At 37.0% G+C, this 25,350-nt stretch carries 23 protein-coding genes, 2 pseudogenes and 1 other annotated feature; of the genes and pseudogenes, 18 read left to right on the forward strand and 7 right to left on the reverse strand.

Translation table 11 applies throughout. The features are described 5' to 3' along the window. Positions 1 to 277 precede the first annotated feature (277 nt). The 3 genes from B4H39_RS09075 to B4H39_RS09085 all read left to right on the forward strand — a co-directional run bounded on the left by B4H39_RS09075 (position 278) and on the right by B4H39_RS09085 (position 3,059). Positions 278 to 1,192, forward strand: coding sequence for an amidohydrolase family protein (locus tag B4H39_RS09075; protein WP_394304482.1), 915 nt, complete (start codon positions 278 to 280; stop codon positions 1,190 to 1,192). Positions 1,193 to 1,194: 2 nt separating this feature from the next. Beyond that, a complete protein-coding gene (locus B4H39_RS09080; RefSeq protein WP_251420928.1) occupies positions 1,195 to 1,851 on the forward strand; it encodes a putative quinol monooxygenase in 657 nt (218 codons plus the stop codon). 68 nt (positions 1,852 to 1,919) lie between these two features. Beyond that, positions 1,920 to 3,059 (forward strand): low temperature requirement protein A, encoded by a 1,140-nt coding sequence (locus B4H39_RS09085; RefSeq protein ID WP_251420926.1) that lies wholly within the window; start codon positions 1,920 to 1,922, stop codon positions 3,057 to 3,059. Positions 3,060 to 3,980: 921 nt separating this feature from the next. Here the strand turns inward: B4H39_RS09085 and B4H39_RS09090 are convergent. Then, positions 3,981 to 4,946, reverse strand: a complete 966-nt coding sequence (locus B4H39_RS09090; RefSeq protein WP_202230667.1) for a zinc-binding dehydrogenase — start codon at positions 4,944 to 4,946, stop codon at positions 3,981 to 3,983. A 324-nt stretch (positions 4,947 to 5,270) separates the two neighbouring features. Here B4H39_RS09090 and B4H39_RS09095 point away from each other — a divergent pair, with 324 nt between their 5' ends. Next, positions 5,271 to 5,597, forward strand: coding sequence for a hypothetical protein (locus tag B4H39_RS09095; RefSeq protein ID WP_251420924.1), 327 nt, complete (start codon positions 5,271 to 5,273; stop codon positions 5,595 to 5,597). A gap of 200 nt (positions 5,598 to 5,797) precedes the next feature. Here the strand turns inward: B4H39_RS09095 and B4H39_RS09100 are convergent, their stop codons facing one another. From B4H39_RS09100 to B4H39_RS09110, 3 genes are read right to left on the reverse strand one after another with little or no spacing between them, the layout of a single operon-like run. Then, positions 5,798 to 6,004 carry a GNAT family N-acetyltransferase gene (locus tag B4H39_RS09100; RefSeq protein WP_407513347.1) on the reverse strand — a complete coding sequence of 69 codons (207 nt, stop codon included), beginning with the start codon at positions 6,002 to 6,004 and terminating at the stop codon, positions 5,798 to 5,800. A 45-nt stretch (positions 6,005 to 6,049) separates the two neighbouring features. Then, positions 6,050 to 6,232 carry a hypothetical protein gene (locus tag B4H39_RS09105; RefSeq protein WP_271328110.1) on the reverse strand — a complete coding sequence of 61 codons (183 nt, stop codon included), beginning with the start codon at positions 6,230 to 6,232 and terminating at the stop codon, positions 6,050 to 6,052. Between the two features lie 15 nt (positions 6,233 to 6,247). Beyond that, positions 6,248 to 6,751, reverse strand: coding sequence for a GNAT family N-acetyltransferase (locus B4H39_RS09110; RefSeq protein ID WP_251420920.1), 504 nt, complete (start codon positions 6,749 to 6,751; stop codon positions 6,248 to 6,250). A 268-nt stretch (positions 6,752 to 7,019) separates the two neighbouring features. Then, positions 7,020 to 7,146 (forward strand) — a sequence feature (ribosomal protein L20 leader region). 52 nt (positions 7,147 to 7,198) lie between these two features. Here B4H39_RS09110 and infC point away from each other — a divergent pair. The 5 genes from infC (at position 7,199) to B4H39_RS09135 (ending at position 11,042) form a co-directional block, all read left to right on the forward strand. Continuing rightward, positions 7,199 to 7,696 (forward strand): translation initiation factor IF-3, encoded by a 498-nt coding sequence (infC, locus tag B4H39_RS09115; RefSeq protein WP_237459962.1) that lies wholly within the window; start codon positions 7,199 to 7,201, stop codon positions 7,694 to 7,696. Positions 7,697 to 7,727: 31 nt separating this feature from the next. Beyond that, positions 7,728 to 7,928, forward strand: a complete 201-nt coding sequence (gene rpmI, locus B4H39_RS09120) for a 50S ribosomal protein L35 (RefSeq protein WP_003133063.1) — start codon at positions 7,728 to 7,730, stop codon at positions 7,926 to 7,928. A 251-nt stretch (positions 7,929 to 8,179) separates the two neighbouring features. Next, positions 8,180 to 8,539 (forward strand): 50S ribosomal protein L20, encoded by a 360-nt coding sequence (gene rplT / locus B4H39_RS09125; protein ID WP_003133061.1) that lies wholly within the window; start codon positions 8,180 to 8,182, stop codon positions 8,537 to 8,539. 351 nt (positions 8,540 to 8,890) lie between these two features. Beyond that, on the forward strand, positions 8,891 to 10,192 hold the full coding sequence (gene eno / locus B4H39_RS09130; protein WP_251420918.1) for a surface-displayed alpha-enolase: 1,302 nt from the start codon (positions 8,891 to 8,893) through the stop codon (positions 10,190 to 10,192). A gap of 139 nt (positions 10,193 to 10,331) precedes the next feature. After that, complete coding sequence (locus B4H39_RS09135; protein ID WP_251420916.1) at positions 10,332 to 11,042, forward strand: demethylmenaquinone methyltransferase; 711 nt, start codon at positions 10,332 to 10,334, stop codon at positions 11,040 to 11,042. Between the two features lie 164 nt (positions 11,043 to 11,206). Here the strand turns inward: B4H39_RS09135 and B4H39_RS09140 are convergent, their stop codons facing one another. Further along, positions 11,207 to 12,187 (reverse strand): aromatic acid exporter family protein, encoded by a 981-nt coding sequence (locus B4H39_RS09140; protein ID WP_251420914.1) that lies wholly within the window; start codon positions 12,185 to 12,187, stop codon positions 11,207 to 11,209. 205 nt (positions 12,188 to 12,392) lie between these two features. Between B4H39_RS09140 and B4H39_RS09145 the strand changes: the two genes are divergently transcribed. Further along, on the forward strand, positions 12,393 to 12,914 hold the full coding sequence (locus tag B4H39_RS09145; protein ID WP_202230691.1) for a hypothetical protein: 522 nt from the start codon (positions 12,393 to 12,395) through the stop codon (positions 12,912 to 12,914). Positions 12,915 to 13,061: 147 nt separating this feature from the next. Here the strand turns inward: B4H39_RS09145 and B4H39_RS09150 are convergent, their stop codons facing one another. After that, the gene (locus B4H39_RS09150) at positions 13,062 to 13,460 is read right to left on the reverse strand and encodes a VOC family protein (protein WP_202230692.1); all 399 of its coding nucleotides are present in this window, start codon (positions 13,458 to 13,460) and stop codon (positions 13,062 to 13,064) included. Between the two features lie 655 nt (positions 13,461 to 14,115). Here B4H39_RS09150 and B4H39_RS09155 point away from each other — a divergent pair. Both B4H39_RS09155 and B4H39_RS09160 read left to right on the forward strand, forming a co-directional pair. After that, a complete protein-coding gene (locus tag B4H39_RS09155; RefSeq protein ID WP_251420911.1) occupies positions 14,116 to 15,033 on the forward strand; it encodes a magnesium transporter CorA family protein in 918 nt (305 codons plus the stop codon). Positions 15,034 to 15,432: 399 nt separating this feature from the next. Further along, positions 15,433 to 17,124, forward strand: coding sequence for a bifunctional lysylphosphatidylglycerol flippase/synthetase MprF (locus B4H39_RS09160; protein WP_251420909.1), 1,692 nt, complete (start codon positions 15,433 to 15,435; stop codon positions 17,122 to 17,124). Between the two features lie 72 nt (positions 17,125 to 17,196). On the opposite strand, the gene B4H39_RS09165 is transcribed toward B4H39_RS09160, so the two are convergent. Further along, positions 17,197 to 17,634, reverse strand: coding sequence for a universal stress protein (locus B4H39_RS09165; RefSeq protein WP_202230695.1), 438 nt, complete (start codon positions 17,632 to 17,634; stop codon positions 17,197 to 17,199). Between the two features lie 371 nt (positions 17,635 to 18,005). On the opposite strand from B4H39_RS09165, the gene B4H39_RS09170 reads away from it, so the two are divergent. The 6 genes and pseudogenes from B4H39_RS09170 to B4H39_RS09200 form a co-directional block, all read left to right on the forward strand. Beyond that, positions 18,006 to 20,360, forward strand: a complete 2,355-nt coding sequence (locus tag B4H39_RS09170; RefSeq protein WP_251420907.1) for a helicase C-terminal domain-containing protein — start codon at positions 18,006 to 18,008, stop codon at positions 20,358 to 20,360. Positions 20,361 to 20,579: 219 nt separating this feature from the next. Beyond that, positions 20,580 to 21,023 carry a DUF5590 domain-containing protein gene (locus B4H39_RS09175; protein WP_251420905.1) on the forward strand — a complete coding sequence of 148 codons (444 nt, stop codon included), beginning with the start codon at positions 20,580 to 20,582 and terminating at the stop codon, positions 21,021 to 21,023. A gap of 3 nt (positions 21,024 to 21,026) precedes the next feature. After that, a complete protein-coding gene (locus tag B4H39_RS09180; RefSeq protein ID WP_251420904.1) occupies positions 21,027 to 22,220 on the forward strand; it encodes a pyridoxal phosphate-dependent aminotransferase in 1,194 nt (397 codons plus the stop codon). Then, positions 22,210 to 22,537 (forward strand): annotated as a pseudogene (locus tag B4H39_RS10245) (GIY-YIG nuclease family protein). The gene B4H39_RS09180 and the pseudogene B4H39_RS10245 overlap by 11 nt, the downstream one beginning before the upstream one ends. A 20-nt stretch (positions 22,538 to 22,557) precedes the next feature. Next, positions 22,558 to 23,895 (forward strand): asparagine--tRNA ligase, encoded by a 1,338-nt coding sequence (gene asnS, locus B4H39_RS09195; protein WP_251420898.1) that lies wholly within the window; start codon positions 22,558 to 22,560, stop codon positions 23,893 to 23,895. A 109-nt stretch (positions 23,896 to 24,004) separates the two neighbouring features. Next, positions 24,005 to 25,350 (forward strand): annotated as a pseudogene (locus tag B4H39_RS09200) (IS3 family transposase); the annotation flags it as partial.

Genomic DNA, 25,350 nt, shown 5'->3' on the forward strand with positions numbered 1-25,350 from the left:
ATAATACAAATATTTCCTCTAGAGAAAAAAAGAAGAACTTACTATTAAAGAGTATAAAGAGAGTTTTAAATTATATCTACCAAGGATGTTTTGAATAAAAGCAGAAGAAATATTTTTATCTATTTAGGTAGAGAATCATGTCCCTATTGTAGAGAATATTTACCATTAACAAGTAAAATAAAGCAAAAAATTAGAACGAATATCTATAAATAACACAATACCGAATGTTCAGTTAACCAATTGGAGATAAAATGAATAGTTGAAAGGAGGTCAACTGATGAAAATAGATATATTTTCCCATGTTTTACTGCCCCAATTTTGCAAAAAAATGTTAGACATTGATGCCGGATTGCTTCAAAAAATGCCTTTTCTGCAAAATCCTCTCTTGTTGGACATGAAGATGAGACAGGAAGTAGGGATTTCTGATGTGAAACAAGTTCTCTCTTTTGTCAATGTCAATCCAGAGAATTACCTTGAAAAGAATCAAGCTTTAGACTTGGTCAAGGAAGCGAATCATGAATTGTTAGATACGGTCCTTGCATATCCAAAGCAATTTTTTGGTGCTGTTGCTATGCTAGCCTTGAACAATATCGATGGAAGTTTGGGTATTTTGGAAGATTTTGTTGTCAAGCATTCACAGATTTTTGGTGTGCAACTGTTTACTCGACATCTTGGCTTATCCATTGCCGACCCGCAATTTAAGCCGATTTTCAAAAAATGTGAGGAGCTGGACATTCCTATTTGGCTTCATCCTGTATTTGATGACAGAAAGCCGGATAACAATATTGTCTTTTCTTGGGAATATGAACAAAGTCAAGCAATGTTACAGTTGGTTGAGGCGGGAATTTTCCAAGATTTTCCTAATATAAAAATTATTGTGCATCATGCGGGAGCCATGGTACCTTTCTTCAGTGAACGGATTAAGCATATTCTTCCAGAATCACAAGCAGAAGATTTCCGAAAATTTTATGTAGATACAGCTATTTTAGGAAACCCCACAGCCTTGGAACTCGCAATAGAATACTTTGGCATTGAACGTGTACTTTTTGGAACAGATGCTCCTCTGGGTATTGCTCCTAGTGGAGCAACTCAGGTAATTATTGAAGCCATTGAGAAATTGCCACTGTCCTCTTCTGATAAGCGGGCAATTTATTCTGATAATTTTAAAAATTTAATTAAAAGGGAGATATAAGAATGACAGAGCCAGTGGTTCATTTATTTTATTTAGGCGTGGATCAGGAAAAGTTGGAGTCTTTTTATCAAGCAGGGGTTTACAATTTAACTACCTCTTATGAGGAGGAGGAAGGAACCCTAGCTATGTACGCTAGTAACTTTAGAAATTCTCCAACAGAATTTATCGTATTTGAAGTCTATGCTGATGAGAGAGCTTATCATATTCATCAGAATTCAATTCAATACCAGAATTACATTAAAGAAGTAGGGAATTATTTGACTAAAAGAAAGTCTTATGAGGTAGGACCTTTATTCTTGAAAGAAAAACTATCTTCTGGAATAAGACTTGATTCTGGACAATGTTTTTTGAAATTTGCTCAGATAGAGGTGAAAGATGGCGAGCAAAAAATCTTTGAGACGAGTGTAATAGATAACATGAGGAAGTCAATGAAGGAAGAAGTGGGAGTATTGGCTATGTATGCCCTAAAAGATAATCAGAATCTCAAAAGATATTATTTTTTCGAAGTCTACGCCGATGCTAAAGCATATGAGGTTCATCTAGAAACAGAACATTTTCTGACCTATATTTCGGAGACAAAGGACCTATTAATTGACAAGAAACTGTCAGATTTAGAAAATAGTATTGCTGTCACAAGAGGAAATTTAGTATTTACTTAGTGTAACTTCTTTCGCACTGTTTTATGTGCCATAGTGTTACACTTAAATTAGATTTATAAGGAGGTTTTATGTCATTGATTAAGCATAAAAAGGTCGAACTCACGGAACTTTTCTATGATCTTGTCTATGTATATGCTATTAGTCAGTTGACTTCAATTATTCATCACGCACATCATGGAGTTGTGAGTTTAGAGTCATTCTTTAATTTTTCAGTAGGGTTGATTATTTTTATAAATTCTTGGATGGTTCAAGCAGTTTATACCAATAGGTTTGGTTCAAACAGTCTTCGCAATATCTTTTTTATGTTTTTACAAATGATTTGTCTCTTGGTTGCGTCAAGAGCGGTGTCCAGTGATTGGCGAGATAATTTTCTATGGATTTTCTTTCCGATGGCGAGCATTTCATTGTTACTCTTGTTCCAGTATATTCTAGAGTATTTTACAACTTCAAATATATCTGACAAGAGTTTCATTAAGCAATTTTTTTATATTTTAGGATTACGTTCAGCTGGTCTTTTTATCTCCTTATTGTTTCCATATGAAATTGGTATTTGGATTGCAATTTTTAGCATAATCTCTACTTGGCTCTTACCAGGCTTACTCAGTGATCCCCGTAATGGTTTTGTTTCTGCTGAGCTTAGACCGGTCAATTTTCCACATTTGATAGAACGTTTATCGCTTTTAGTTATAATTACCTTTGGCGAAGCATTGATTGGAATTTCGGAGCATTTTAGTTCAGGAAGTTTTTCTTTACAATCCATCCTTATTTTTATCATAGTGACTAATTTCTTTATGATTTATATTGTTGAGATTGATCATTTGCTAGATACCAATCGTGAAGAAACGGGAATTCGTGCTATTTATAGCCATTATCCTATTCTCTTTGGACTTAGTCTAATCACCATTTCGCTATCCTTTTTCGAAAATAGTGACATGAATATTTTTTATACCATGCTTTATTTTTATGGTGGTGTACTGCTATTCATAATTGGTTTAGTGCAGCACAATGTCTATAATAAGATTGGTTATATGCTTCCTAAAAATTTGTTAGCAGTTCTAATCTTATTACCTATTATGGGGGGGATAATCAGTTTAGTGTTTTTTAGTAAATCTTGGTGGACACTAACTATCATTGCATGTATTATTAGTTCGATTATGATGATTAGTTTTATTCATTTTAATATCAAGAACACCTTATCTCACTCATAAATTTTTGAGAACAGATATAGTAGATATTCTAAAGGTTGCTCTAATAAAAGGGTTTCAACTGCGATTAACTTAACATGCAGGAACGCAGCCGCTTACTTTGAAGAAGTACTTCAATCTGGATGTTAGTAAAGGTGTTTACAGACAGTAGGTTAGGTGTCTAGAGTTTCCGTAGAGTTAAAAAATGGGTTCTGTATAATCTATGGTGGTAGATGAAAATCTATTGCCATTTTTTTGTACAAGAAAAGTCATAGGAATTCGATAAAATAGAGTTTCGACACAATTATTTTATAAGGAAAACCTATGACTCATTCAGATTCTATTACATTATTGCTTGACCTCAAAGCCTCTTCACCCCTCATCCCTACTTTGTAGAGGCCGGTGTCAAGCTTTCCTCAACTGTTCGAGCAGCTGTATTTCTTGATTTTAAGGTCAAGATGTCAATGAAAGGTGGGGCAAAGATGTTACTTTATCTCGCCTTACTCTAGCGGGTTTCTAGAAGGCTCAACAATTTTTGTAAGCTCATTAAATGCATTGCCTTTGGCTTTGTCAGATTTGATCATCTCAGAAAACGAATTTTACTCCAACAAATTCTCACAAAGTGTAACTAAAAAAGACATCAAAAACTGATGACTTTCTCCTGTTTCACAACTTATTTTTTGCTTTTCTCATACAAAAATGGCAGTAGATTTTCAGCTACCACCATAGAGTATACAGAACCTAAATTTAGCGAACAAAGGAGATAAACTCAAGATAGCCCTTTTATCCAATTTTCAAAATAGCATTATATGTCTTTTTCTCTTTATTTTTAATTATTTACAAGAAAACGTAATTTTCTTTAGAAATAAAGGATTATATGATAGAGTGATAAAATGTGTATTTTTAAAGGCTATCAAAATTGACTTTTTCCCTGTCCCTTATTATTTAATCACTTACTGTAATCACGACTTTTCCAAAGCTTTTGTTGCTCTCAAGATAACGGTGAGCTGCTTCAACTTGCGTGAGGGGAAAAACTTTTGTAGGGGTAACGTTAACTTGATGTTTATCGATGTAGGCGAAGAGTTCTGATAAAGCCTGCTCCGAAACGTTACCAGAATAAAAACTCGTCAAGTAGCTGTTAGGTGCTAAGTCAACAATCGGATCAAAATCTTCTAAATACCATTTACCACCTAATTGTCCTGTACTACAAACAATCCCCTCGGAAGAAAGATGGGAAAAACTATCTTTGATAGTTGCAGGGCCAATCAATTCTAGAATCTTATCAAATTTTTGATTCGTCTTAAGCTTATTTTCTTGATCCAAAATGATTGTTTCAAATCCTTCAGCTAAAAGAGCATCTACTTTAGTCAACGAACGTGTTGATCCACTCAAAGAAAGATCTGTAAAACGAGCTTTAGCTAAGCGTGCAAATGCAATTCCAACCCCACTAGTAGCAGCGCGGATAAGTACATTGTCATTCGCCTTCAATTTGAGGTTTTTAAGTGAACCAAAAGCAGTGTAGTATGCTTCAGAAACACAAGCTGCTTCGATAAAGGAGAGTTTAGTCTCAAGTGGATAGAGTTGTTCATTTGGAATCAAAACATATTCAGCATAACTACCGTTAAAAGCTCGCCCCATTTCGCCCATTATCGAGATCACTTTTTGTTCAGGAAAAAATTTAACTGATGTTGTCTCAACAACGGTTCCGACGACATCAATCCCTAAAATTCGTGGAAAAGTAACATTGGGTGATAATCCTTGGCGAGTGAAAATCTCAGAGTGATTGATTGAAAAAGCGTGGACTTTAACTAATGTCCAACCTGGACGAAGGGTTGGTGTTGGAACAGTCGTATATTTGAGTTGCTCAGGCCCGCCTGGTTTAGACACAACGATTGCATGCATTTTGAGCATCCTTTCTAAAAAGTAAAGTCTATTCTGAATTATTCAGCAAAGCTATTGTACTAAAAATTTCTCATAAGGACAATTAAGTATACCCTGTTGGACTTTTTACTAACTATGACACAGTAAGTAAAAAGAAGTAGACAAGTAAGTTGGGTAAATACAGTACCAGAAATCAAGGAAACTCGCAAAAAGAAAATACTGAGTGTCTGTAATCAAGATTTACTAATACAAGCTTTTTTGTGGTTTTGGACATCTGACTATATACCAACATTTTTATGGATGTCTGATATAATGATTAGAATTATATAAACAATTAAAATTGGAATGGAAGTTATGAAAAAGAAAACAATTTTAGCTATAGGAACTGTAGTTTTAGGATTAAGTGCAAATACACTTAGTGTAACTAATGTAAATGCTGATACTTATAGAGCTAAAGAGTTGCCTAGAATTTCTGTTTCTCTCAAAGAATTGCCAATGAAGTACCGAGGAACTGCACCTTATGTAGAGGCTCAAACATCAAGGATAAATGTGGGTGTGGTAGTGAAAAAATATAAACATTGTTGTTGCAAAAAGAGATGGAATCAAGCAATTGAAAATAGCCGACTTGCACAATTTAATTATAAACATACTCTTAAGGCTTCTAAAATAAAACCAGAATAGAATTCATGTTCATTGCTATAAACACTCAAAATTTGAAGATAGGGACGAGAAGCCCTATTTTTTAAAATTCTATATCAAGAAAATTTATTTATGTACCTATAATTCGTTATTCTTGAAATACCTGTCAATTTTCTTTTTAAATAATATTTTTCCCTTTATTTACAAAAAGACCACTCCCAACCAAGGATTGTTTCTTTTTTCTAATTAATATATTTCTTTAAAATGCCCTCATCACTGTTTGTTTCACCAGTTAAAGTAAAGCCAAATTTCTTATATAAGCGTAATGCTTTGTCGTTATCTGATTTTGTCGATAAAGTAATGACTGGAACGGATTTGCTTCTAAACTGTTCAACAATGATTTCCAATGCTTTTGTTCCATATCCCTTATTTGGATACGACTTATCAATGGTGAAGTGCCATAGCCAATATCGATCTTCTTCATTTGGAAGCGTTTAATCAAAAACAAGAGAAGCGTAGCCAATGACTTTATTATTCAAACAAATAAAATAAGGTTCTGCATATTCAGTTGCAAAAGCGGATTGAATTGCCTCTGGGATTGATAAAACTAAACTTAAATGTAGCTGCTCACTAGTAACAACTACTTTATTTCCTAAGAAAGAGTTCTTTTCGTTCACCGGAAATAAATGGATTCAGTCCTCAGGTTCATTTGTAAATTGTTTTTGAAGTTCAATTTCAACAGAGTTTGTTCCTATTTGATTTACGTTATAGATGTTTATTATCTTATCGAAACCCATGGATTTCCAAAATTTTAAACCGACGTAGTTATTGGTCGATACAACAAGCTCTGCTTTTTTTAGTTGTTTTTCAGCATAACGATTCTCCAATTCTCTTATAGCAAGTTTACCAAATCCACAGTTCCTATATTTCTTACCTATATAGAAATGAAGAATATATATGCTCGATGTAGAGTCTTCAAACACCCATAAATATCCAATTATCGTATTTAAATAAAAAATACTCAAACAGTAACAATCGTCATTAGAAAGTTCAGGGATTATGCTTGCAATATTTACTAGCGGAGGTATGGGGTCACGGCCTTCCACTTTATTGAAATATAGCTTTGCCTCCTTAAATATGTGATTAAGAGCCTCTTTTTCAAGTGATAGTGAAGGTTTTAATGTTATTAAGCTCATAAATTTTTCTCCTTGTTAAATAATATAAAATTATTTAACAAAAAAAGTCGGTCTGCCCATATAGTTCTCCCTCCATGTTCTTCTTTTTATTAATTTTACAATACTTTCCCTTTTTTTGAAACCCCATTCTATATTGTAGGGTAATGTACAGAATTTTTTGGGGTTCTTTGCCAAATCCTGTGAGATTTGACAAAGAACCGGAAATTTGCGACACATACTGACAGACATTGAATGTTGACATAAAAATTTTTTGTGGTATAATGGAGGAGTTGAAAAGCAGAAGCACCCGCTTCTCGCCTGAGTGGTAATAGCCCTGGGCAACGAAATGGAATTATTCACGAAACGAATGTTTTCATTAGCGGGGCGCACTGTGCGTTCCGCTTTTGTTTTTCTAAAAAATATTTTAGAAGGAGAATAGACATAGCAAAGCAAGACAACAGAAAACCTTTGATGAACGGTCAGATTCGTTCACGCGAAGTACGTCTTATCGGTGCTGAAGGAGAACAGCTTGGTGTAACACCAACAGCTGTTGCACTCACTCAGGCCGAAGACCTTAACATGGATTTGGTTTTGATTTCAAATCAAGAACCACCCGTTGCAAAAATCATGGATTATACTAAGTTCATGTTTGAGCAAAAGAAAAAGCAAAAAGAAGCTAAGAAGAAACAGGCCACTGTTACTTTGAAAGAAGTGCGTTTGAGCCCAGTCATTGATAAAAATGACTTCAATACAAAACTTCGTCAAGCCACTAAGTTCCTTGAAAAAGGAGACAAAGTTAAAGTTTCGATTCGCTTTAAAGGTCGCATGATTACTCACCAAGATGTGGGTCGTCAAGTTATGGATGATTTTGCTGACGCAGTAAAAGATATTGCTGTGGTAGAGCAAAAAGCCAAAATGGATGGTCGTCAAATGTTCTTACAATTGGCGCCAATCAAAAAGAACTAAGGTTCTTAATTATTAACCAAGGAGAATTAAAATGCCAAAACAAAAAACACACCGCGCATCAGCTAAACGTTTCAAACGTACTGGTAATGGCGGTCTCAAACGCTTCCGCGCTTACACTTCACACCGTATGCACGGTAAAACTGTAAAACAACGTCGTCAACTCCGTAAAGGCCGTATGGTTTCAGCAGGTGACTTCAAACGCATCCGTCGTATGGTTGCGAACATGCGTTAATAACAGTCCAGTGGACTGTTATGTATGGAGCAATTGACGAGTAGGCGGAAGCCGTACGAGGAAGAACATGCGTTAATAACAGTCCAGTGGACTGTTATGCATGGAGCAATTGCTATCCCGAATAACTTTTCACGACTGATTAACTCATAAGCACTACATAAGACTTATAGGATTTCACTCGAAATCAATAACCATTTAAATGAACTGTCGATGACAGGATAAAAATTTTCTAAGAAATAAGGAGAACACACATGGCACGTGTTAAAAATAGCGTTGCAACTCGCAAACGCCGTAAACGTATTTTGAAACTCGCTAAAGGTTACTATGGTTCTAAGCACCGTCTTTTCAAGACAGCTAAAGAACAAGTAATGAACTCATACTACTACGCATTCCGCGATCGTCGTCAAAAGAAACGCGACTTCCGTAAATTGTGGATTGCACGTATCAATGCAGCAGCTCGTATGAATGGTCTTTCATACAGCAAAATGATGCACGGTTTGAAATTGGCTGAAATCGAAATCAACCGTAAAATGCTTGCTGACATCGCTATTGCTGATGCAGCAGCTTTCACAGCTCTTGCTGAAGAAGCTAAAAAAGCATTGGCTAAATAATTTTCAAAAGCTTCCAACTGGAGGCTTTTTTCTTTAGAACATTAAATCTGGGCAATTGATGAAGAGAGAGCCATCATGAGGCTTAAATGTTTAAGCATTACTGTGATAAAGATGAAACATGTTTGTGCTTCGTGTGCCGAGAGGAATTTTTAAAATCAAAGGGAGAAGAAGGGGACGTGTTGCTTTGTTTCACAGGAAAATATCAATAAATTTTAAAGAGAGAAATGTAACCGCATACCTTGTGTAAAACGGTTTTTACTTTGTTTTTCACTTGAAATAAAGGCAGAAAAATAGTAAAATCAGAGTGTATTAAAAAGTGCAAACAGCACTTAAAACAATAAGGAGATAAAAATGTCAATTATTACTGATGTTTATGCTCGCGAAGTCCTTGACTCACGCGGTAACCCAACAATCGAAGTTGAAGTTTACACTGAAGACGGTGCATTCGGACGCGGTATGGTACCTTCAGGTGCTTCAACTGGTGAACACGAAGCTGTTGAACTCCGTGACGGTGACAAATCTCGTTACCTCGGTCTTGGTACTCAAAAAGCTGTTGACAATGTAAACAACGTAATCGCTGAAGCTATCATCGGTTATGAAGTTACTGAGCAACAAGCTATCGACCGTGCAATGATTGCTCTTGACGGTACAGAAAATAAAGGTAAATTGGGCGCTAACGCTATTCTCGGTGTTTCTATCGCTGTTGCTCGTGCAGCTGCTGATGAACTTGGTGTGCCACTTTACAACTACCTCGGCGGATTTAACGCTAAAGTATTGCCAACTCCAATGATGAACATCATCAATGGTGGTTCTCACTCAGACGCTCCAATCGCTTTCCAAGAATTCATGATTGTACCAGTTGGTGCACCTACATTCAAAGAAGCGCTTCGTTGGGGTGCTGAAATCTTCCATGCTTTGAAGAAAATCCTTAAGGCTCGTGGTCTTGAAACATCAGTCGGTGACGAAGGTGGATTTGCCCCACGTTTCGAAGGTACTGAAGACGGTGTAGAAACTATCCTTAAAGCTATCGAAGCAGCTGGTTATGAAGCTGGTGAAAACGGTGTTATGATTGGTTTCGACTGTGCTTCTTCAGAATTCTACGAAGATGGCGTTTACAACTACGCTAAGTTCGAAGGCGAAGGTGGTGCTAAACGTACTTCTGCTGAACAAATTGATTATCTTGAAGAGTTGGTAAACAAATACCCAATCATCACTATCGAAGATGGTATGGATGAAAACGACTGGGAAGGCTGGAAAGCACTTACAGAACGTTTGGGTAACAAAGTTCAACTCGTTGGTGACGATTTCTTCGTAACAAATACTTCTTACTTGGCACGTGGTATCAAAGAAGGAGCTGCGAACGCTATCTTGATCAAAGTTAACCAAATCGGTACTTTGACTGAAACATTTGAAGCAATCGAAATGGCTAAAGAAGCTGGTTATACAGCTATCGTTTCTCACCGTTCAGGTGAAACTGAAGATTCTACAATCTCAGACATCGCTGTTGCGACAAATGCTGGTCAAATTAAGACAGGTTCACTTTCACGTACAGACCGTATGGCTAAATACAACCAATTGCTTCGTATCGAAGACCAATTGGGTGAAGTTGCTGTTTACAAAGGACTTCACGCATTCTACAATCTTAAAAAATAAGGTTTAGTTGAGCAAGGATTGCTTTTAGAAACACTCATGTTATGTTTGATTTTTAGACATAGTATGAGTGTTTTTTGATATTGCAAATTAAGAGGCAAGAAGCAGCTGACTAATATCCAGCATATGCTATAATGAAAACATGAAAAGGGTAAATGAAGCGCGTGTACACGAAATATTTAATAACATCTCATCAGATTACGATAAAATGAATGCGATTATTAGTTTTAAGCAACATGACTTATGGCGCCTTAAAACGATGGAAAAAATGGGAGATTTGACGAATTTAGAGATTTTAGATTTATGCTGTGGGACGGGAGACTGGACTTTTGATTTAGCCGAAGCTACAAAATCTACTGGAAATGTGACTGGTCTTGACTTTTCTGAAAATATGCTAGAGATAGCACAAGCTAAGCTTGAAAGTAAGGCGTATAAAAATATTGCATTTGTCCAAGGGAATGCAATGGCCCTCCCTTTTGAACCTGAAACTTTTGATGTCGTTACTATTGGCTATGGATTGAGGAATACATCAGATTACCTTGTGGTTTTACGAGAAATTTTCCGAGTATTAAAACCCGGTGGAAAAGTCGTATGTATTGAAACCTCACATCCGACATTGCCTGTTTATAAACAGCTTTTTGAATTCTACTTTAAAAAAATTATGCCCTTGCTGGGAAAAATATTCGCAAAATCATTGAGAGAATATCAATGGCTTCAGAAATCTGCAGAAAACTTCCCGGATGCTCAAGCCTTGAGTGCCTTATTCAGTAAAGCAGGTTTTTCAGAAGTAAGTTACCAAAAACATGGCGGTGGTGTAGCTGCGAGTCATTTTGCGGTTAAGTCTGAAAAATAAAATATTTTTTGCTACATAAGGAGTTATCATGAGTGTTCGTCCTACCGATTTGATGAGAAATCTTGCAACAGAAGTTCATGTAGATTCTAACTTGTTGCAGCTCAATTATTAAGGAATATAAAAAATGTGACAACAAGTTTTGCCACATTTTTATATACTTTCTTTTAGTAGGTATCACCAACTTGACTGAGAGCAAAAGTATTTTTTTCCTGGATTAATAATTCAAGTAATTGCAGAACTTGAAAAAGTCCTGCCCTATTTTCAAATTCTTCTCGTGTTTGAGGAAGCTCCATTTTACGGTAATTTAAATAAGCCCTGTCAATCTTTCTTAACAAATCACTGCCATCATTATCGGTAGCATAAGTGAGCGATAAGGTTTCAAAGATATTTGATACCTCTGCTGAGTGCTTCTTATCAACATCGATGTCTTGCAATTTTACAATGATATCCTTTAAAAGAGTAATTTGTATATGTCTCATATCAAAATATCTTTGATAAAAAGTGTTATTCCTCAACAGATTGTTCTCAGATTTTTCACGAGCTATTTTACTGCTTGTTTCAATGAGTTCAAGTAGTGTGTCGCACTGTTTTACTAATGCTTTGAGGTTTTGTTTCTGGTTTAGGCAGATGACCAGATGGGCGGAGATATTTTTAAATTCTTTTTCTAAAATATGAATATTATTTTGGAGCAGTTTTTCATTATTGGGCATGTATATATTGGCTAAGAGTGCTAAGCCTACCCCAATAAACATTAACGAAAATTCATTGCCCACTAGGGAAAAATTAATTTCTTTAGCAAGGAGATAATGAGTAAACAGGACGGAGTTTACGACAATACCTTCACTCGTCTTTATTGCTACAGAGATGGGGATAAATAGCAACAGAAAAATTCCAAAAGATAAAGGGGTGAATTGAAATAAATTCAAAACGATAAAGGCTAACAGCGTTGCGATTATTAGTCCCAATACCCGCATGAATCCCAAACGAAAAGTGCTTTTTTGTGTGTTCGTGATGGATAGGACTGCAATTATTCCTGCGCTTATGGCATATTCTAAATGGAAAAATTCGGCAATAATTATAGCTAATACGGCACAAATTGCCGTTTTTAAGGTTCTTTGTCCGATTTTTATAGGGTTGTAATTCACATCTCGTCTCCTCTTGCTCATGCACAATGTTTATTTCTTGAAACGAACATCTGATTATGAAAATTTCACTTAAATTATTATAACAAAAATTCAAGCTAAACAAGCCCTGAACTTCTAAAGTTTTATTTTTTAGAACAAATGGGAAGAGGCGAGAGGAAAATCCGTGTATAATAGAGAGGAAGATAAAAAAGGAGAAAATTTTCAGATGAAAAAATACATTGTTGTAGGCATGTTTTCGTTTTTACTTGGTGCTATAGTGGCTTTGGGCATATCAAATATTACTCAACCTCCTGCCACTCCTACAGCAAAGGAGGACACTGCGGCATCAGTTGCAAAAGAAAGCAGCTCTTCTAAACCTTCAGTGAGTTCAGAATCTCCTGCTCCCTCTACAAGCAGCAGTGAAAAATCTATTTCAGAACTCTATAGACTTATTCCTCCCCAAACAACTTATAAAAATCTAGTTCTTGCTAAAGCAGCAGAAGCTGAAGCTTATATAGCAGCCCATGGCTATACTTTGACAAGCAAAGCAAATAAAAACTTAAATGAAAAATCGTTAATCAGTGAATCCTCAACAGAGCTACCGAATCCAATCGATGCTTATGGCAAAGAAACTTATCTTTATTTCTGGGCTACAGATGCCCAAGCAAAAGAGTTAGGAGCAGTTCGTTCGGATGGAAAAGTTGTCTTTTTCAAAGCAACAGATGCCTACTTAAACAGTTTAAAATAGATGATAATAAAAAACTGAGGCAAAATTTCTAGAAGAAAAAACGCTTAAGCAGATTCATCATAATACTCTGATTAAGCGTTTTTTGTTTGCCCGATTCGCCTGCAGTTTTGTGTCAGGCTCTCTTTCTAGCTGGAAGATACGTTAGTCTTACATGGCCATCCAAACAGGTTCGAGACAGTTTCCATCAGGATCTTGTACTTCAAGACCGTACATGACATCTTCAGGAATACCATTATCCAGATGAATAGATTGTCCACCATTTTGGCTGGCACGTTCTCCAAATTCTTTGACAGCCTCCGCGCTAGGGAGGGTAAAGGCAGCCAGTGCACCACTCACATTTTTAGTATCAGCGATTGTCTTTTCTCCGATAAAAGTCTGATAACGTTCGTGTGAAAGGAGCATGATGTAGAAATTTTCATCCCAGACCATGCAGCTTACGAGCTCATCAGAAAAATCAGGATTCTTTTTAAAACCAAGTTTTTCATAAAAAGACGTTGATACTTTAATATCTGTCACGGGAAAGTTTACGAAGACCATTGTTGCCATACTAATTCTCCTTATAGTGTTTTTTCACGTCAAGCATTTCTTGACCTTAGGCTAATTGTAGCATAAATGAGGCTTATTCTATTGGAAAATGCTTTCAAAAAAATAAGACGAAAAGATTGTAAGATAGAAAGTTGAGGAGTCCTGATGTTTTTGCTGATTTTATCATGATATGGGTAAGTAGAGGAGAAAAGCAGAGAGAAATGTTATAATAAGAAGTGTTGTAACCTTGCTTCTAAATGTAGAAATGAGGATTCATATTTATCTTCCTTGCTTCTAAAAAAGCTCACAGTCCTTACGGTTTATCTTATGTGTTTAAAATCGTGTACAGAAGTTTTAGGAGAAGAACAGTATACTTGAACATATACTTGGATTCTTGCGCTTTTGCCCTCTGTTGATAGAGAGGACGTGCGTAGGGATTTTAAGTAAAAAATGGTTCTTTAAGTATAGAGCCATGTGACAAAAAGTATGCAAAATAATCCATGAGTGAATTTAAAGGATAATGATTTGGCTTTCTGAACATATGATTGAAGGCTAACCAAAAATGAAAGAAAAGGGAGGAAAGTAAAGGAAAACAAAAAGTCAAAAAGGATGTGATAATCCTTTTTTGTCACTGAATTTATAAGGGTTGGACTTGTTTTCTCTTTAAAATATAATTATGATTAAAAATTACGAATTGTCAGCTGATCAGCGACTAGTCTCTACGGCAGAGATGAGAAATTTTACATATGTACTTAATCCGACACGTGAAGAAATTGGGAGTGTCTCGGAGTATTTTCAACTGCCTTTTGACTACCTTAGCGGCATTCTTGATGATTATGAAAATGCCCGCTTTGAAACGGATGATATTGATAATAATCTAATTCTTCTCCAATATCCAGCTTCATCAAGTTATGGCGAGGTAGGTACTTTTCCTTATTCATTGATTTGGACGAAAAATGAGGCTGTTATCCTTGCCTTAAATCATGATATAAAAGGAGAGCAAATTTTTGGTCGAGAATACAGTACAAGTCGCTATAAGCACGAAATTATTTATCAGGTGATGTACCAGATGACCCATGATTTCCATGTTTATTTACGAGAGTTTCGTCTCCGTCGTCGTCGTCTTGAGGTAGGAATTAAAAATTCAACCAAAAATGATCAAATTGTAGACATGATTGGTATTCAAGCCAGTCTAATCTATTTTGAAGATGCCTTAAATAATAACTTGGAAGTGTTAAAAAAATTCATTGACTACCTGCGTGAAGAAGATGAAGATGGTTTTGCAGATAAGATTTACGATATTTACGTCGAAACGGATCAGGCTTATACAGAAACCCGTATCCAGCTTAAACTGCTTGAAAATTTGCGTGACTTATTCTCAAATATCGTGTCCAACAATCTTAATATCGTCATGAAAATCATGACTTCAGCAACTTTTGTTTTGGGTATTCCTGGTGTTGTTGTTGGTTTCTATGGCATGAACGTCCCTATACCTGGACAGGAGCTTGGTTGGATTATGTGGGCTATTCTAGGTCTAACTCTCATATTTTGTGGAATCGTTGTTTGGGCTTTACGCAAAAAGGATATGTTATGATAGCTGCTTTCAAAGTGTTTGGAGTTAATGGAAATTAAGCACTTGTTAAAGCTATTTTTTAATGATTTACATCTGAAAGTGCAGTTGAAAACGTAACTTAAGATAGAAGTTGAGTGAAAGCTTTCAGGTAAGAATTGAGGGAAGTGTATGGTCCATCCCAGTCTGAAGACTGTTTTTTGGTCAAGCAAATAAGTAAAGATAGCTATAATACAGCCAATAAAATGGAGTGAAAGAAAGTTTCTTTAAGCAGCTAATCATAAGAAGGGGGATGAAATTCGGGGCCTTTGGTGACGTTAGCTTATTTTAAAAAATAAAAACTTGTTTACATTCTTGAGTGAGTAATTATCTTTATCATATTCTGTTTTTTACACTAAAGTTTTAATAAGGAAAGAATTATTTATGTATAGACTACGTATTTTTGCACAGAATTTAGCTATCTTCTTGTCTCTGATGATTGATATTGGTGCTATTTCAGCCTTTTATCTTCACAGGTTTCCTGCCTTGAGAGAATATTTCCCTTCTTATCGTTTTATGCCTCATTATATTTTGGGCTTTGCCTTAGGCTTGTTGGGACTTCTTGTTTCTTTTAACCTTTATAGACGTGTAAGATCTGCTTGGATGATTACCATCATTGTCCAACTTATTATTTTACGGTTGAATTTTATATCCACCCAAAACTTTTTTAGTATCGGCTCTATTATTTCGCTAACAATCTTGCTTATTCTCGGGCTGACTCATCGGGATTTTAGTCGAACAATTGATCATAATTATGCTAGAAAAGCGGTATTTTTAGGATTTATTCCACTTGTACTGGCCTTATTCAATACCCTGTTAAGTTTAAGCTTCTTAAGACGAGATTATTTGGGGAATACAGATGTTTACTTGATTTTTAAGCAATCCTTGCATTTTCTCTTAACCATGGATGTAAAGCAGGCACACTTTAACTCCCATGTGCATGGCTTCTACCTCGTTGGCTTGATTATTGTTACTTGGATTTGCGTTGTTTTGGCACTGTATTATCTCTTGAAGCCACTGGTTTACTACCCTATTTTAAGTGGGCGTGAAAAAGAAAAAGCAATTGCACTGGTTGAGAGATATGGGCAGAATCCTATGGCTTACATGACCATCGATGGTCAAAAATCATATTTCTTTAGTGTAACAGTTGAAGGAATGTTGGCTTACACAGTGGTAAATAATGTTCTGGTAGGCTGTGGTGACATTGTCTGTGCTCCGAAAGATGCCGTGCGTTTTATGGGAGAACTGGTTCATTTTTCACGTCGTAACGGCTGGAAAATTCTTTTTATGGATATTACGGAAACGATGCGTTCTGCTTATGAGTCGTATGGTTTTTCCATGATTAAGATAGGTGAGGATGCCTGCTTACGTTTAGAAGACTTTGAGCTTAAAGGAAAGAAAACAGCGAAAGTCAGGGCCAATATCAATCATGCGCGTCGTCTAGGAATCACAGTGAGTGAATACAAGCCCAATGAAAAACGCGATGTAAAGATAGAGGAGGAACTTCGACAAGTTTCGGAGGAATGGTTTGGCTCAAAAGGACCTGAATTAGGCTTTATGCTTGGTGGCTTGGCTTTGGAAAGTCCTTTAGGGCGGCGGTATTTTTATAGCAGAGATGCTTCTGGAAAAATGCTGGCTTTTGTGATTTTTGTTCCCTATGCTGAGGGCGAAGAAACAGGGTATATGGCAGATGTTACGCGCCGACGTACACATGTTCCGAACGGTTCAATGGAACTGTGCCTACTCCAAGCTTTTGAAACGATGCGGGAGGAAGGTGTGACTTGGGGAAATCTTGGACTGTGTCCTCTTGCTAATATTGAAGACAAAGAAGACAGCAGTAAAGTGACTACCCAACTTTTCCAGTTTATATATGAGAATATGAACGGTGTTTATGGCTTCAAAGGCCTTTATCAAGCCAAGAAAAAATGGAATCCAAGTGATTGGCAGACACGTTATATTGCATATGCTCCTAAACCTTTTGGCTTTAGCTATGCCTACGCTATGCTCAAAGCTCAAAACCCTAAAGGGATTAACAAATTAATTATTGATAAATTAAAAAGTAAGATTGAAAAATAAAAAACAATGCCAATTTTTGCATTGCTTTTTCATTTGGGTAATTTTTCCAGCAGAAAGGCTAAACCGTGGGACTTATTTACGTACAACGAGCGTGTCACATGGGGCATTTTTAATGATGTAATCTGCAACAGAACCAATAAAGATGCGTTCGATATAGCTTAAACCAGTAGCTCCCAGAACAATGAGGTCAATATTTTCTTCTTTTGGAAGAGTCTGTCCCAGCATCACTTTTGGTGAGCCAAATTCTACACGCGTTGATACAGTTTTTACACCAGCATTTTTTGCTTCAGTTGCAAAATCGTTAATGAGGTTTTCAGCCCCTTTGTGTGTATCGTCAGCAACAACAGAATCATAGGCAGAAATGGATTGGAAGGCACGCAAATCGATGACATTGGCAATCACTAATTCAGCATCATTGCGAAGAGCGGTAGCAACAGCCTTGTCAAAGGCTTTTGTTGATTCTACAGAACCGTCAAGGCCAACAAGGATTTTTTTGTAATTATCAAGCATAGTGAAACTCCTTTTCGTTTTTGTTACTATACTCTAATTTTACTCTAATTTGTGTTATTTGTAAAAGAAAAACTATTTTTGATCCTTTGACATAAGATTAGGATTTTCAAATGTTGTAAAGTTTAAACGTCTAAAGTACAGTTTTATGAACATGTGCCAAAACTTTGCAGCTGGAAAACTTTTCTCTCTGACAGATATAAACGGTTGACCAGATACTCTATAAGTTTTTTGAATGTCTTTCCAGTTTAAAAGTTCGGAGAGTCTCCGTATATTTTGGTATATTCTTACTAAAAAGCAGCTTTTTCACTTTTTTGCTATAATTATTAAGATGTATTTTAGCTGTTTAAAAACAGGAAATGAAAGGTGAAAAAATGACTCGATATGCTGTGGTAGATTTAGAAGCCACCGATGCGCACAGCTCGCAGAATAAAATTATCCAAATCGGTATTGCGTTGGTCGAGGACGGGGAGCTGGTAGATACTTATACGACCGATGTCAATCCACATGAGTCACTTTTGCCAAGAATTGTTGATCTTACAGGTCTTTCGGATCAGCGGCTGGCAAAAGCCCCTGACTTTTCAGATGTTGCAGAAGAAGTGCGTAAGAAGTTGGAGGGCTGTATTTTTGTTGCGCATAATGCACGTTTTGACTATTCCCTCTTAATGAAGAGTCTTTTCCCACTGGGACTTGATTTAGAAATGCCTCGTGTGGATACGGTTGAACTAGCGCGTGTATTGTTCCCTACTTTCGAAAAATATGGTATGGAAGCCTTAAGTGAGAAACTTGATTTGCAGCATGATCAGCCACACGCAGCCTTATCAGATGCTCTAGCAACAGCAGAACTGCTACTTAAAATGCAAGATAAGATACGACAGCTGCCACGTCCTGTTCTTGAGGAGATCATTCGCCATTCAGACAGTCTCCTTTACGAGACAAAGGAATTTTTAAAAGAACAACTTGAGTACACGCCTTTACAAGTGGAGAATCTTCGCCTCGTTCATAATATTGCAACACAGGTACAAAATATCACGCAGGAGAAGAAGCCATTTGCCTCCTCTTTTGCGAAAAATATCAGTTATCTAGGCCTTAAAGCTAGAAAAAGGCAAGAACAAATAGCCGAGAAAGTAAAAGAAGAACTCTCGCAAAGTGAACCCTCTTTCATAGAAGCGCCAACTGGTATAGGCAAGACATATGCTTATTTGCTTCCTTTGCTTGCAGAAGGGAGGGAAATTGTGGTTTCCACCCCGACAAAGGTATTGCAAAATCAGATGATTCATGGTGTTGCTCCACTTCTAAAAGAGAAGTTTGGTATAAATTTTGCCAAACTTTTGGGAACCCAAAACTATATTTCATTGGAAAAATTTTCTCATCTTCTCTTGTCAACTACAGAAGGAAAGAATTTTGAAATCTTCAAGATGAAAATCTTGGTTTGGCTAACAGAGACTCTGACGGGAGAACTGGATGAATTATCAAAAGTCATGACCAATGAAGACTACTTCTTGCAAGTTGCTCACGATGGTTATGTGAATAGTAAGCACTTACACTATGAGCAAGATTTTTGGCTCAAAGCGCAACAGAGAGCGGAGTTTTCTCAAGTTAAGGTTGTCAATCATGCTTATCTTATTGAGAGACTCGCCGACTATCCAGAAACATTCTTGAAAGAGCGTGTTTTGGTTGTTGATGAGGCTCAACAGCTCTTTACGATACTTGAAAAAGCGAATCAGAAAACGCTTAAAATTTCTGAACAGCTAGAAAAGGTAGATGTTGAAGCCTCACATCTGAGCAGGCGCCTTATGGAGAGTTTAACCTTTCAGCTTGCGAATAAAAAGTTAGATGCAGAGAAAATCGCCTTAGATGCTCAAGAACTTGGTTTAAACGAATTTGCTGATATTTTTGACGCCCCTGAACGACACTTTATCTGGCGGGACGGCGATATTGTACACGCTTCAAATAGTGATTTTTACAACTTTGAAAAGTTAGTTCCGGAAAGGACAAAGTTATATTTGCTGGGAGCGACCTTGGCCTTGACTGAAGATAAGCCCATGTTCCCAGAACTTTTAGGCTTTAAAAACTATCGTTTCTTCAAGTTTGACAGTCGTCCAGCAGAGAATCAAGAGATTATCCTACTGACAGACGGTCCATTTATAAAAAATACAGGGGTAATAGCTTATGCTCACTATGTTGCAGATAAGATTTCTGAAGTCGCTGAACTTGGGACGCAAGTCGTCGTTCTTTTCACCTCAAAAATATCGCTAACCTTTGTTGCAGAGCAATTATCAGCTGAAGGATGGGAAGTTTTGGCCCAGGATATCAATGGCAGCGCAGCTCAAATCAAGAAAAAGTTTGACAAGGGCGAAGGACAAATTCTTCTGGGACTTTCTTCTTTTTGGGAGGGCGTTGACTTTGAAGAACAAGATAAGCTGGTCTTAATGATTCCTCGGCTTCCATTTGCTACTCCTGATGATATTCTCACGAAAAAGTATGCAAAAAGATTTGCTAATCCTTTTTATGACTTCAATGTTCCGATGGCTACTTTAAAACTTCAGCAAGCTTTGGGACGTGTTAATCGCCGACAGGATCAATATTCCAGAGTTGTCATTATCGATAATCGGTTAGCAGGAAAATCTTATGCTAAAAGGATGCGTAAAAATTTAGCACAAACGGCACCAATAAAGAAAGTAAAAAACAGTGAGTTAGTCGGTGAACTTCTAGATTTTCTCCTGTAATGTTTTAATTTTCACTCCAAAGCTATGAACGAAATTTTTAATGAAAATTTCTTATTTTAAAGATGTTTAAGCTAGTTTTCACAAGTTTTAAGGCGAAATGATGCAAGAGAATGTGTTTCGTTCTCATAAGCTTTTCGTGTCTGGTCTTTTGTGGCAAAGCAATTTCTTTGCTTTTTTGCTATAATAAAATAGATTATCTAGAGGGGAGGAAGGCAAGCTATGAGAAGAAAACGAATGTCTCTGCATTCCCAGATCATTATTGGTATTTTAACCGTAATTTTGGCGGGTTTTATTGCGTTAAGCCTCTTTATCTGGAGAGCTACAAGTCCTTATAGTACAGCAAGACGTGCTGCGATTTCGATTGCAAAAGAGAAGACGGAGCTAAAAACGCCGACAGCCTTTGACTTAGCAACGACAGACAGTACAAACTATTCATTGCTTGGAAAAACTGAGCAAGGGCAAGAAATTGGTGTTTTGATTCCTAAAAATGGCGGGAACTTAACAGTGGTAGACCTGTCAGAGGGAGTGAAGGCAGATACACTTAAAGCTGATAATACAACTTCCATTGTCTTGGCCCTTTATAAGGATCAGCCAGTATGGCAGGTCAATAGTCATGAAGGTTTTAAACTTTATGATTTCAAGACGGGTAAGGAGCTGTTGTAATCTATGAAAAAACTATCTGATTTTGTTTCAAACATCGAAGAGTCTGTGACTCTAGCTGCCGCAAAGCGGGCCAAAGAACTTGCAAGTCAAGGGAAAAACATTATTGATTTAACTTTAGGACAGCCAGATTTTTCCACGCCTGAATTAATCGGGGAAGCAGCTATTGATTCTATTCATTCAGGCAAGGCAAGTTTCTATACGCAAGCTTCTGGCTTACCTGAGTTGAAAAGCGCTGTGCGTAATTATTGGGATAAATATTATGGTTATGCCATTGAAGATAAGGAGATTTTAGTTACCACGGGTGCTAAATTTGCGCTTTATGCCTTCTTCCAAAGTGTTTTAGATAAAGGAGATGAAGTCATCATCCCAGCTCCGTATTGGGTGAGTTATGTGGATCAAGTCAAAATATCAGGAGGCCAACCTGTTGTCGTCTCGACTTTGCAAGAAAATGACTTTAAAATCACAGTTGAGCAACTCGAGACAGTAAAAACCGAAAAGACGAAGGTGCTTTTATTAAATAGTCCATCCAATCCAACAGGAATGATTTATTCAAAAGAAGAATTACTGGCTCTGGGAAATTGGGCTGTAGCTAACGATCTTTTAATCTTAGCAGACGATATTTATCACCGATTAGTTTATAATCAAAGCGAATTTACAGCTATTTCATCCTTATCAGAAGCGATTCGTCAACGCACAATTGTCATTAATGGTGTCTCGAAGACCTTTGCAATGACCGGGTGGCGTATTGGACTTGCAGTTGGGGACAGTGAAATTATTGCAGCAATGACAAAGATTACAGGTCAAACAACTTCAAACCCAAGTACAGTTGCCCAATATGCAGCCATTGAAGCTTTTAATTCTGATGAAACGGCAGTCGAAAAAATGCGTACAGCATTTGAATCGCGTTTAAATGTAATTCATCCTATGATTAATCAAATTCCTGGTTTTGAGGCCATCAAACCTAATGGTGCATTCTATCTCTTCCCTAAAGTTGAGAAAGCCATGACACTTAAAGGGTATGACAATGTTACGGATTTTGCGACAGCGATTCTTGAAGAAACTGGTGTGGCTCTTGTGACGGGTGAAGGATTTGGTTCACCTGTACATGTAAGATTGAGTTATGCTACTGACCTTGAAAGTTTAACAGAAGCTGTACAACGGCTTAAAGACTGGATGGAACAGACAAATGATAGATAAAAAAGAAGCGAAATCAGCTTACAAGCTTCAAGAAAAGTTTGGGGCTGTTGTAGCTTATAAAAATATTTCAAAAAAAGTTTTATCTGGATACAGCGCCAGATTTACCTGGTTTGAAAAATCGCTTTGAGTTTTCCCCAAAAACAGGTATTGGCGTTCCGCTATCTATTGACAAAGATTGGAAATCGGATGACTTTGAACTTCTAGTGCTTGAGGAGCTCAAGAAAGATGAATTGCAGACACCTCAAGCTTTTAAAGAAGATTTGAAAACTTTGAAGGAAATCTGGTTAGAGAAATTTGCAGACAAAGATTTATATTAATAAAAAGAGAAGGAAGATTTATGAAAGACTTAGTATCAATCATCGATGTGAAAGACCACGTTGGAGAAGAAATCAAAATTGGCGCTTGGGTTGCAGACAAATCAGGAAAAGGAAAATTGCAATTTCTCCAACTCCGTGATGGTACAGCTTATTTCCAAGCTGTCGTTTTCAAACCAAACATGATTGAAAAATTTGGTGAAGAAGCAGGACTAGAAAAATTCACTGAAATCAAACATTTGGCTCAAGAAACATCAGTAATCGTAACAGGGATTGTAAAAGAAGATTCACGTTCAAAATTTGGTTACGAGCTTGATGTCACAGACCTTGAAGTCGTTGGTGGATCTGTGGATTATCCTATCACACCAAAAGAGCACGGAACAGACTTCTTGATGGATAACCGTCACTTGTGGTTGCGTAGCCGTAAACAGCATGCTATTCTGCTTGTACGTAACGAAATTATCCGTGCAACATATGAGTTTTACAATGCCAATGGTTTTGTTAAAATTGATAGTCCAATCTTGACAGGTTCTGCACCAGAAGGCACAACAGAACTTTTCGAGACAGACTATTTTGGGCATCCTGCTTTCTTGTCACAAACAGGTCAGCTCTATGCTGAGGCAGGAGCGATGGCCTTTGGTAAAGTCTTTACCTTTGGTCCAACCTTCCGTGCTGAAAAATCAAAAACACGTCGTCATTTGACAGAATTCTGGATGATTGAGCCGGAAATGGCCTTCACGACACATGAAGAATCTTTGGATATTCAAGAAGCATACGTCAAACACTTGATTAAATCAGTCTTGGAAAACCAACGTTATGCTTTAGAAACTTTGGAACGTGACATTGATTTGTTGGAAAAATATGTCAATGAACCATTCAAACGTGTCACTTATGATGATGCAATTGAACTTCTTCAAAAAGAAGAAGCAAATAACGATTACGATCATATCGAGTGGGGCGATGACTTTGGTTCACCACATGAAACATTTGTCTCTAACTACTATGGCGTGCCAACATTTATCATCAACTACCCTAAAGCGATTAAAGCTTTCTACATGAAACCACATCCAACACGTGAAGATGTTGTGATTTGTGCTGACCTTATCGCGCCAGAAGGTTATGGAGAAATCATCGGTGGTTCAGAACGTGCGACAGATTACGATTACTTGGTGGAAAAAGTCAAAGAGTTCGGTCTTTCAGAAGAAGAATACAGCTGGTACCTTGACTTACGTAAATTCGGTTCTGTGCCACATTCTGGATTTGGACTTGGCTTGGAACGTGTGGTAACCTTTATCACAGGTAACCAACACATACGTGAGGCCATTCCATTCCCACGTATGCTTGGACGTATTCGTCCTTAAGGCTTAAATAAAAGCTCTCAACTTGTGATCTGCACCCCAAAAGTTAGACGAAAAAATGTCGTGCTCCCCATAGTCTGGACCAAACATCCAAATTATGAGGAGTTTTCTTATGGTCAAATATTCTTATGAATTAAAACGACAAGTGATTCAAGATTACTTAGAGGGTCTTGGAGGATATAAAAAGTTAGCACAAAAGTATGGCTTACCTACTAAATCAATTATCCTTCAATGGCTCAATGTTTACGAGTACTACGGTTTCGAAGGACTGAAAAGAAAGCGTAAAAAGCGGACGTATTCTCGTGAGTTTAAGCTTAATGCGGTAGAATATTATTTATCAAAAGACATTTCTTACTGTGAGGCTGCGAACCAGCTTGATATTGATGCCCCAACTCTTCTTACCGCTTGGGTACTTAAATACAACAAATATGGTACGAATGCTTTTAGAAACAATGGAAAGCGTCAACTATAGAAACTATGCCAAAAGCCAAATCCAGTAAAATCGAAAGTCAGCGTATTCGAGAACTAGAAATACAACTCAGAAGAGCACAAGTTGAGATCGACTGTTTAAAAGAACTTCGGAGACTACGAGAAACAAAACAAATCAAGAAAAAGTTGAAATAATTCGAAGTCTCCGTGAACACTACACACTTAAAGAATTACTAGAGACCGTTGGTTTAGCAAAATCAAGCTATTTTTATACTTTGAAGGCGAGAGAGAACAAGGACCTTGATTTAGAGAATAAACTTAAGCATCTCCGTCAAGAACATCCTAATGCGGGTTACCGCCCTCTTACCGCCCTCTTACTGCCCTTTTGAGACGGGAGGGGATGATAATCAATGAAAAGCGTGTGTTAAGAGTCATGAGGAAGCTCAGTCTCCTTGTGACCAATTTTCACCATAAATCAAGAAAATATAATTCTTATCGCGGTTATGTAGGAAGAGTAGCGAAACACTTGATAAGAAGGCGATTTAAAACTGTTCTTGTCCATCAAAAAATCACAACGGATACCACTGAATTTAAATATTATGAGAAGGGGAATGTCAAAAAAGCTTACCTTGACCCTTTTATTGACTTGTTTAATCGTGAAGTTATTTCCTACAGTCTTTCCAAACAATCGAGTGCTCAATCTATTATGACTGCTTTAAATCAAGCCATAGACATCACCTCTGATTGTCTCTTTCGTCGTACCTTTCATTCTGATCAAGGGTGGGCCTATCAGATGCACCAATATACAGATAAGCTGAAAGAGCATCGTATTTTTCAATCTATGAGTCGCAAAGGAAATTGTCATGATAATTCAGTTATGGAGAATTTCTTTGGGCTTCTTAAACAAGAAATCTATTATGGACACACTTTTAATTCTTATGATGAACTTAAGCAAACCATCAAACAATGGATACACTATTACAATACAAAAAGAGTGAAGAAAAAATTAGGATGGTTATCTCCAATCGA

It is taken from the genome of Lactococcus sp. UBA7128 (assembly GCF_002492185.1).
GTDB lineage: Bacteria > Bacillota > Bacilli > Lactobacillales > Streptococcaceae > Lactococcus > Lactococcus muris.

What these genes read in the sequence shown, in the direction of transcription:
- B4H39_RS09075 (WP_394304482.1), top strand. Translation starts at nt 278, where the DNA reads ATGAAAATAGATATATTTTCCCATGTTTTACTGCCCCAATTTTGCAAA.
- B4H39_RS09080 (WP_251420928.1), top strand. Translation starts at nt 1,195, where the DNA reads ATGACAGAGCCAGTGGTTCATTTATTTTATTTAGGCGTGGATCAGGAA.
- B4H39_RS09085 (WP_251420926.1), top strand. Translation starts at nt 1,920, where the DNA reads ATGTCATTGATTAAGCATAAAAAGGTCGAACTCACGGAACTTTTCTAT.
- B4H39_RS09090 (WP_202230667.1), bottom strand. Translation starts at nt 4,946, where the DNA reads ATGCTCAAAATGCATGCAATCGTTGTGTCTAAACCAGGCGGGCCTGAG.
- B4H39_RS09095 (WP_251420924.1), top strand. Translation starts at nt 5,271, where the DNA reads ATGAAAAAGAAAACAATTTTAGCTATAGGAACTGTAGTTTTAGGATTA.
- B4H39_RS09110 (WP_251420920.1), bottom strand. Translation starts at nt 6,751, where the DNA reads ATGAGCTTAATAACATTAAAACCTTCACTATCACTTGAAAAAGAGGCT.
- rpmI (WP_003133063.1), top strand. Translation starts at nt 7,728, where the DNA reads ATGCCAAAACAAAAAACACACCGCGCATCAGCTAAACGTTTCAAACGT.
- rplT (WP_003133061.1), top strand. Translation starts at nt 8,180, where the DNA reads ATGGCACGTGTTAAAAATAGCGTTGCAACTCGCAAACGCCGTAAACGT.
- eno (WP_251420918.1), top strand. Translation starts at nt 8,891, where the DNA reads ATGTCAATTATTACTGATGTTTATGCTCGCGAAGTCCTTGACTCACGC.
- B4H39_RS09135 (WP_251420916.1), top strand. Translation starts at nt 10,332, where the DNA reads ATGAAAAGGGTAAATGAAGCGCGTGTACACGAAATATTTAATAACATC.
- B4H39_RS09145 (WP_202230691.1), top strand. Translation starts at nt 12,393, where the DNA reads ATGAAAAAATACATTGTTGTAGGCATGTTTTCGTTTTTACTTGGTGCT.
- B4H39_RS09150 (WP_202230692.1), bottom strand. Translation starts at nt 13,460, where the DNA reads ATGGCAACAATGGTCTTCGTAAACTTTCCCGTGACAGATATTAAAGTA.
- B4H39_RS09155 (WP_251420911.1), top strand. Translation starts at nt 14,116, where the DNA reads ATGATTAAAAATTACGAATTGTCAGCTGATCAGCGACTAGTCTCTACG.
- B4H39_RS09160 (WP_251420909.1), top strand. Translation starts at nt 15,433, where the DNA reads ATGTATAGACTACGTATTTTTGCACAGAATTTAGCTATCTTCTTGTCT.
- B4H39_RS09165 (WP_202230695.1), bottom strand. Translation starts at nt 17,634, where the DNA reads ATGCTTGATAATTACAAAAAAATCCTTGTTGGCCTTGACGGTTCTGTA.
- B4H39_RS09170 (WP_251420907.1), top strand. Translation starts at nt 18,006, where the DNA reads ATGACTCGATATGCTGTGGTAGATTTAGAAGCCACCGATGCGCACAGC.
- B4H39_RS09175 (WP_251420905.1), top strand. Translation starts at nt 20,580, where the DNA reads ATGAGAAGAAAACGAATGTCTCTGCATTCCCAGATCATTATTGGTATT.
- B4H39_RS09180 (WP_251420904.1), top strand. Translation starts at nt 21,027, where the DNA reads ATGAAAAAACTATCTGATTTTGTTTCAAACATCGAAGAGTCTGTGACT.
- asnS (WP_251420898.1), top strand. Translation starts at nt 22,558, where the DNA reads ATGAAAGACTTAGTATCAATCATCGATGTGAAAGACCACGTTGGAGAA.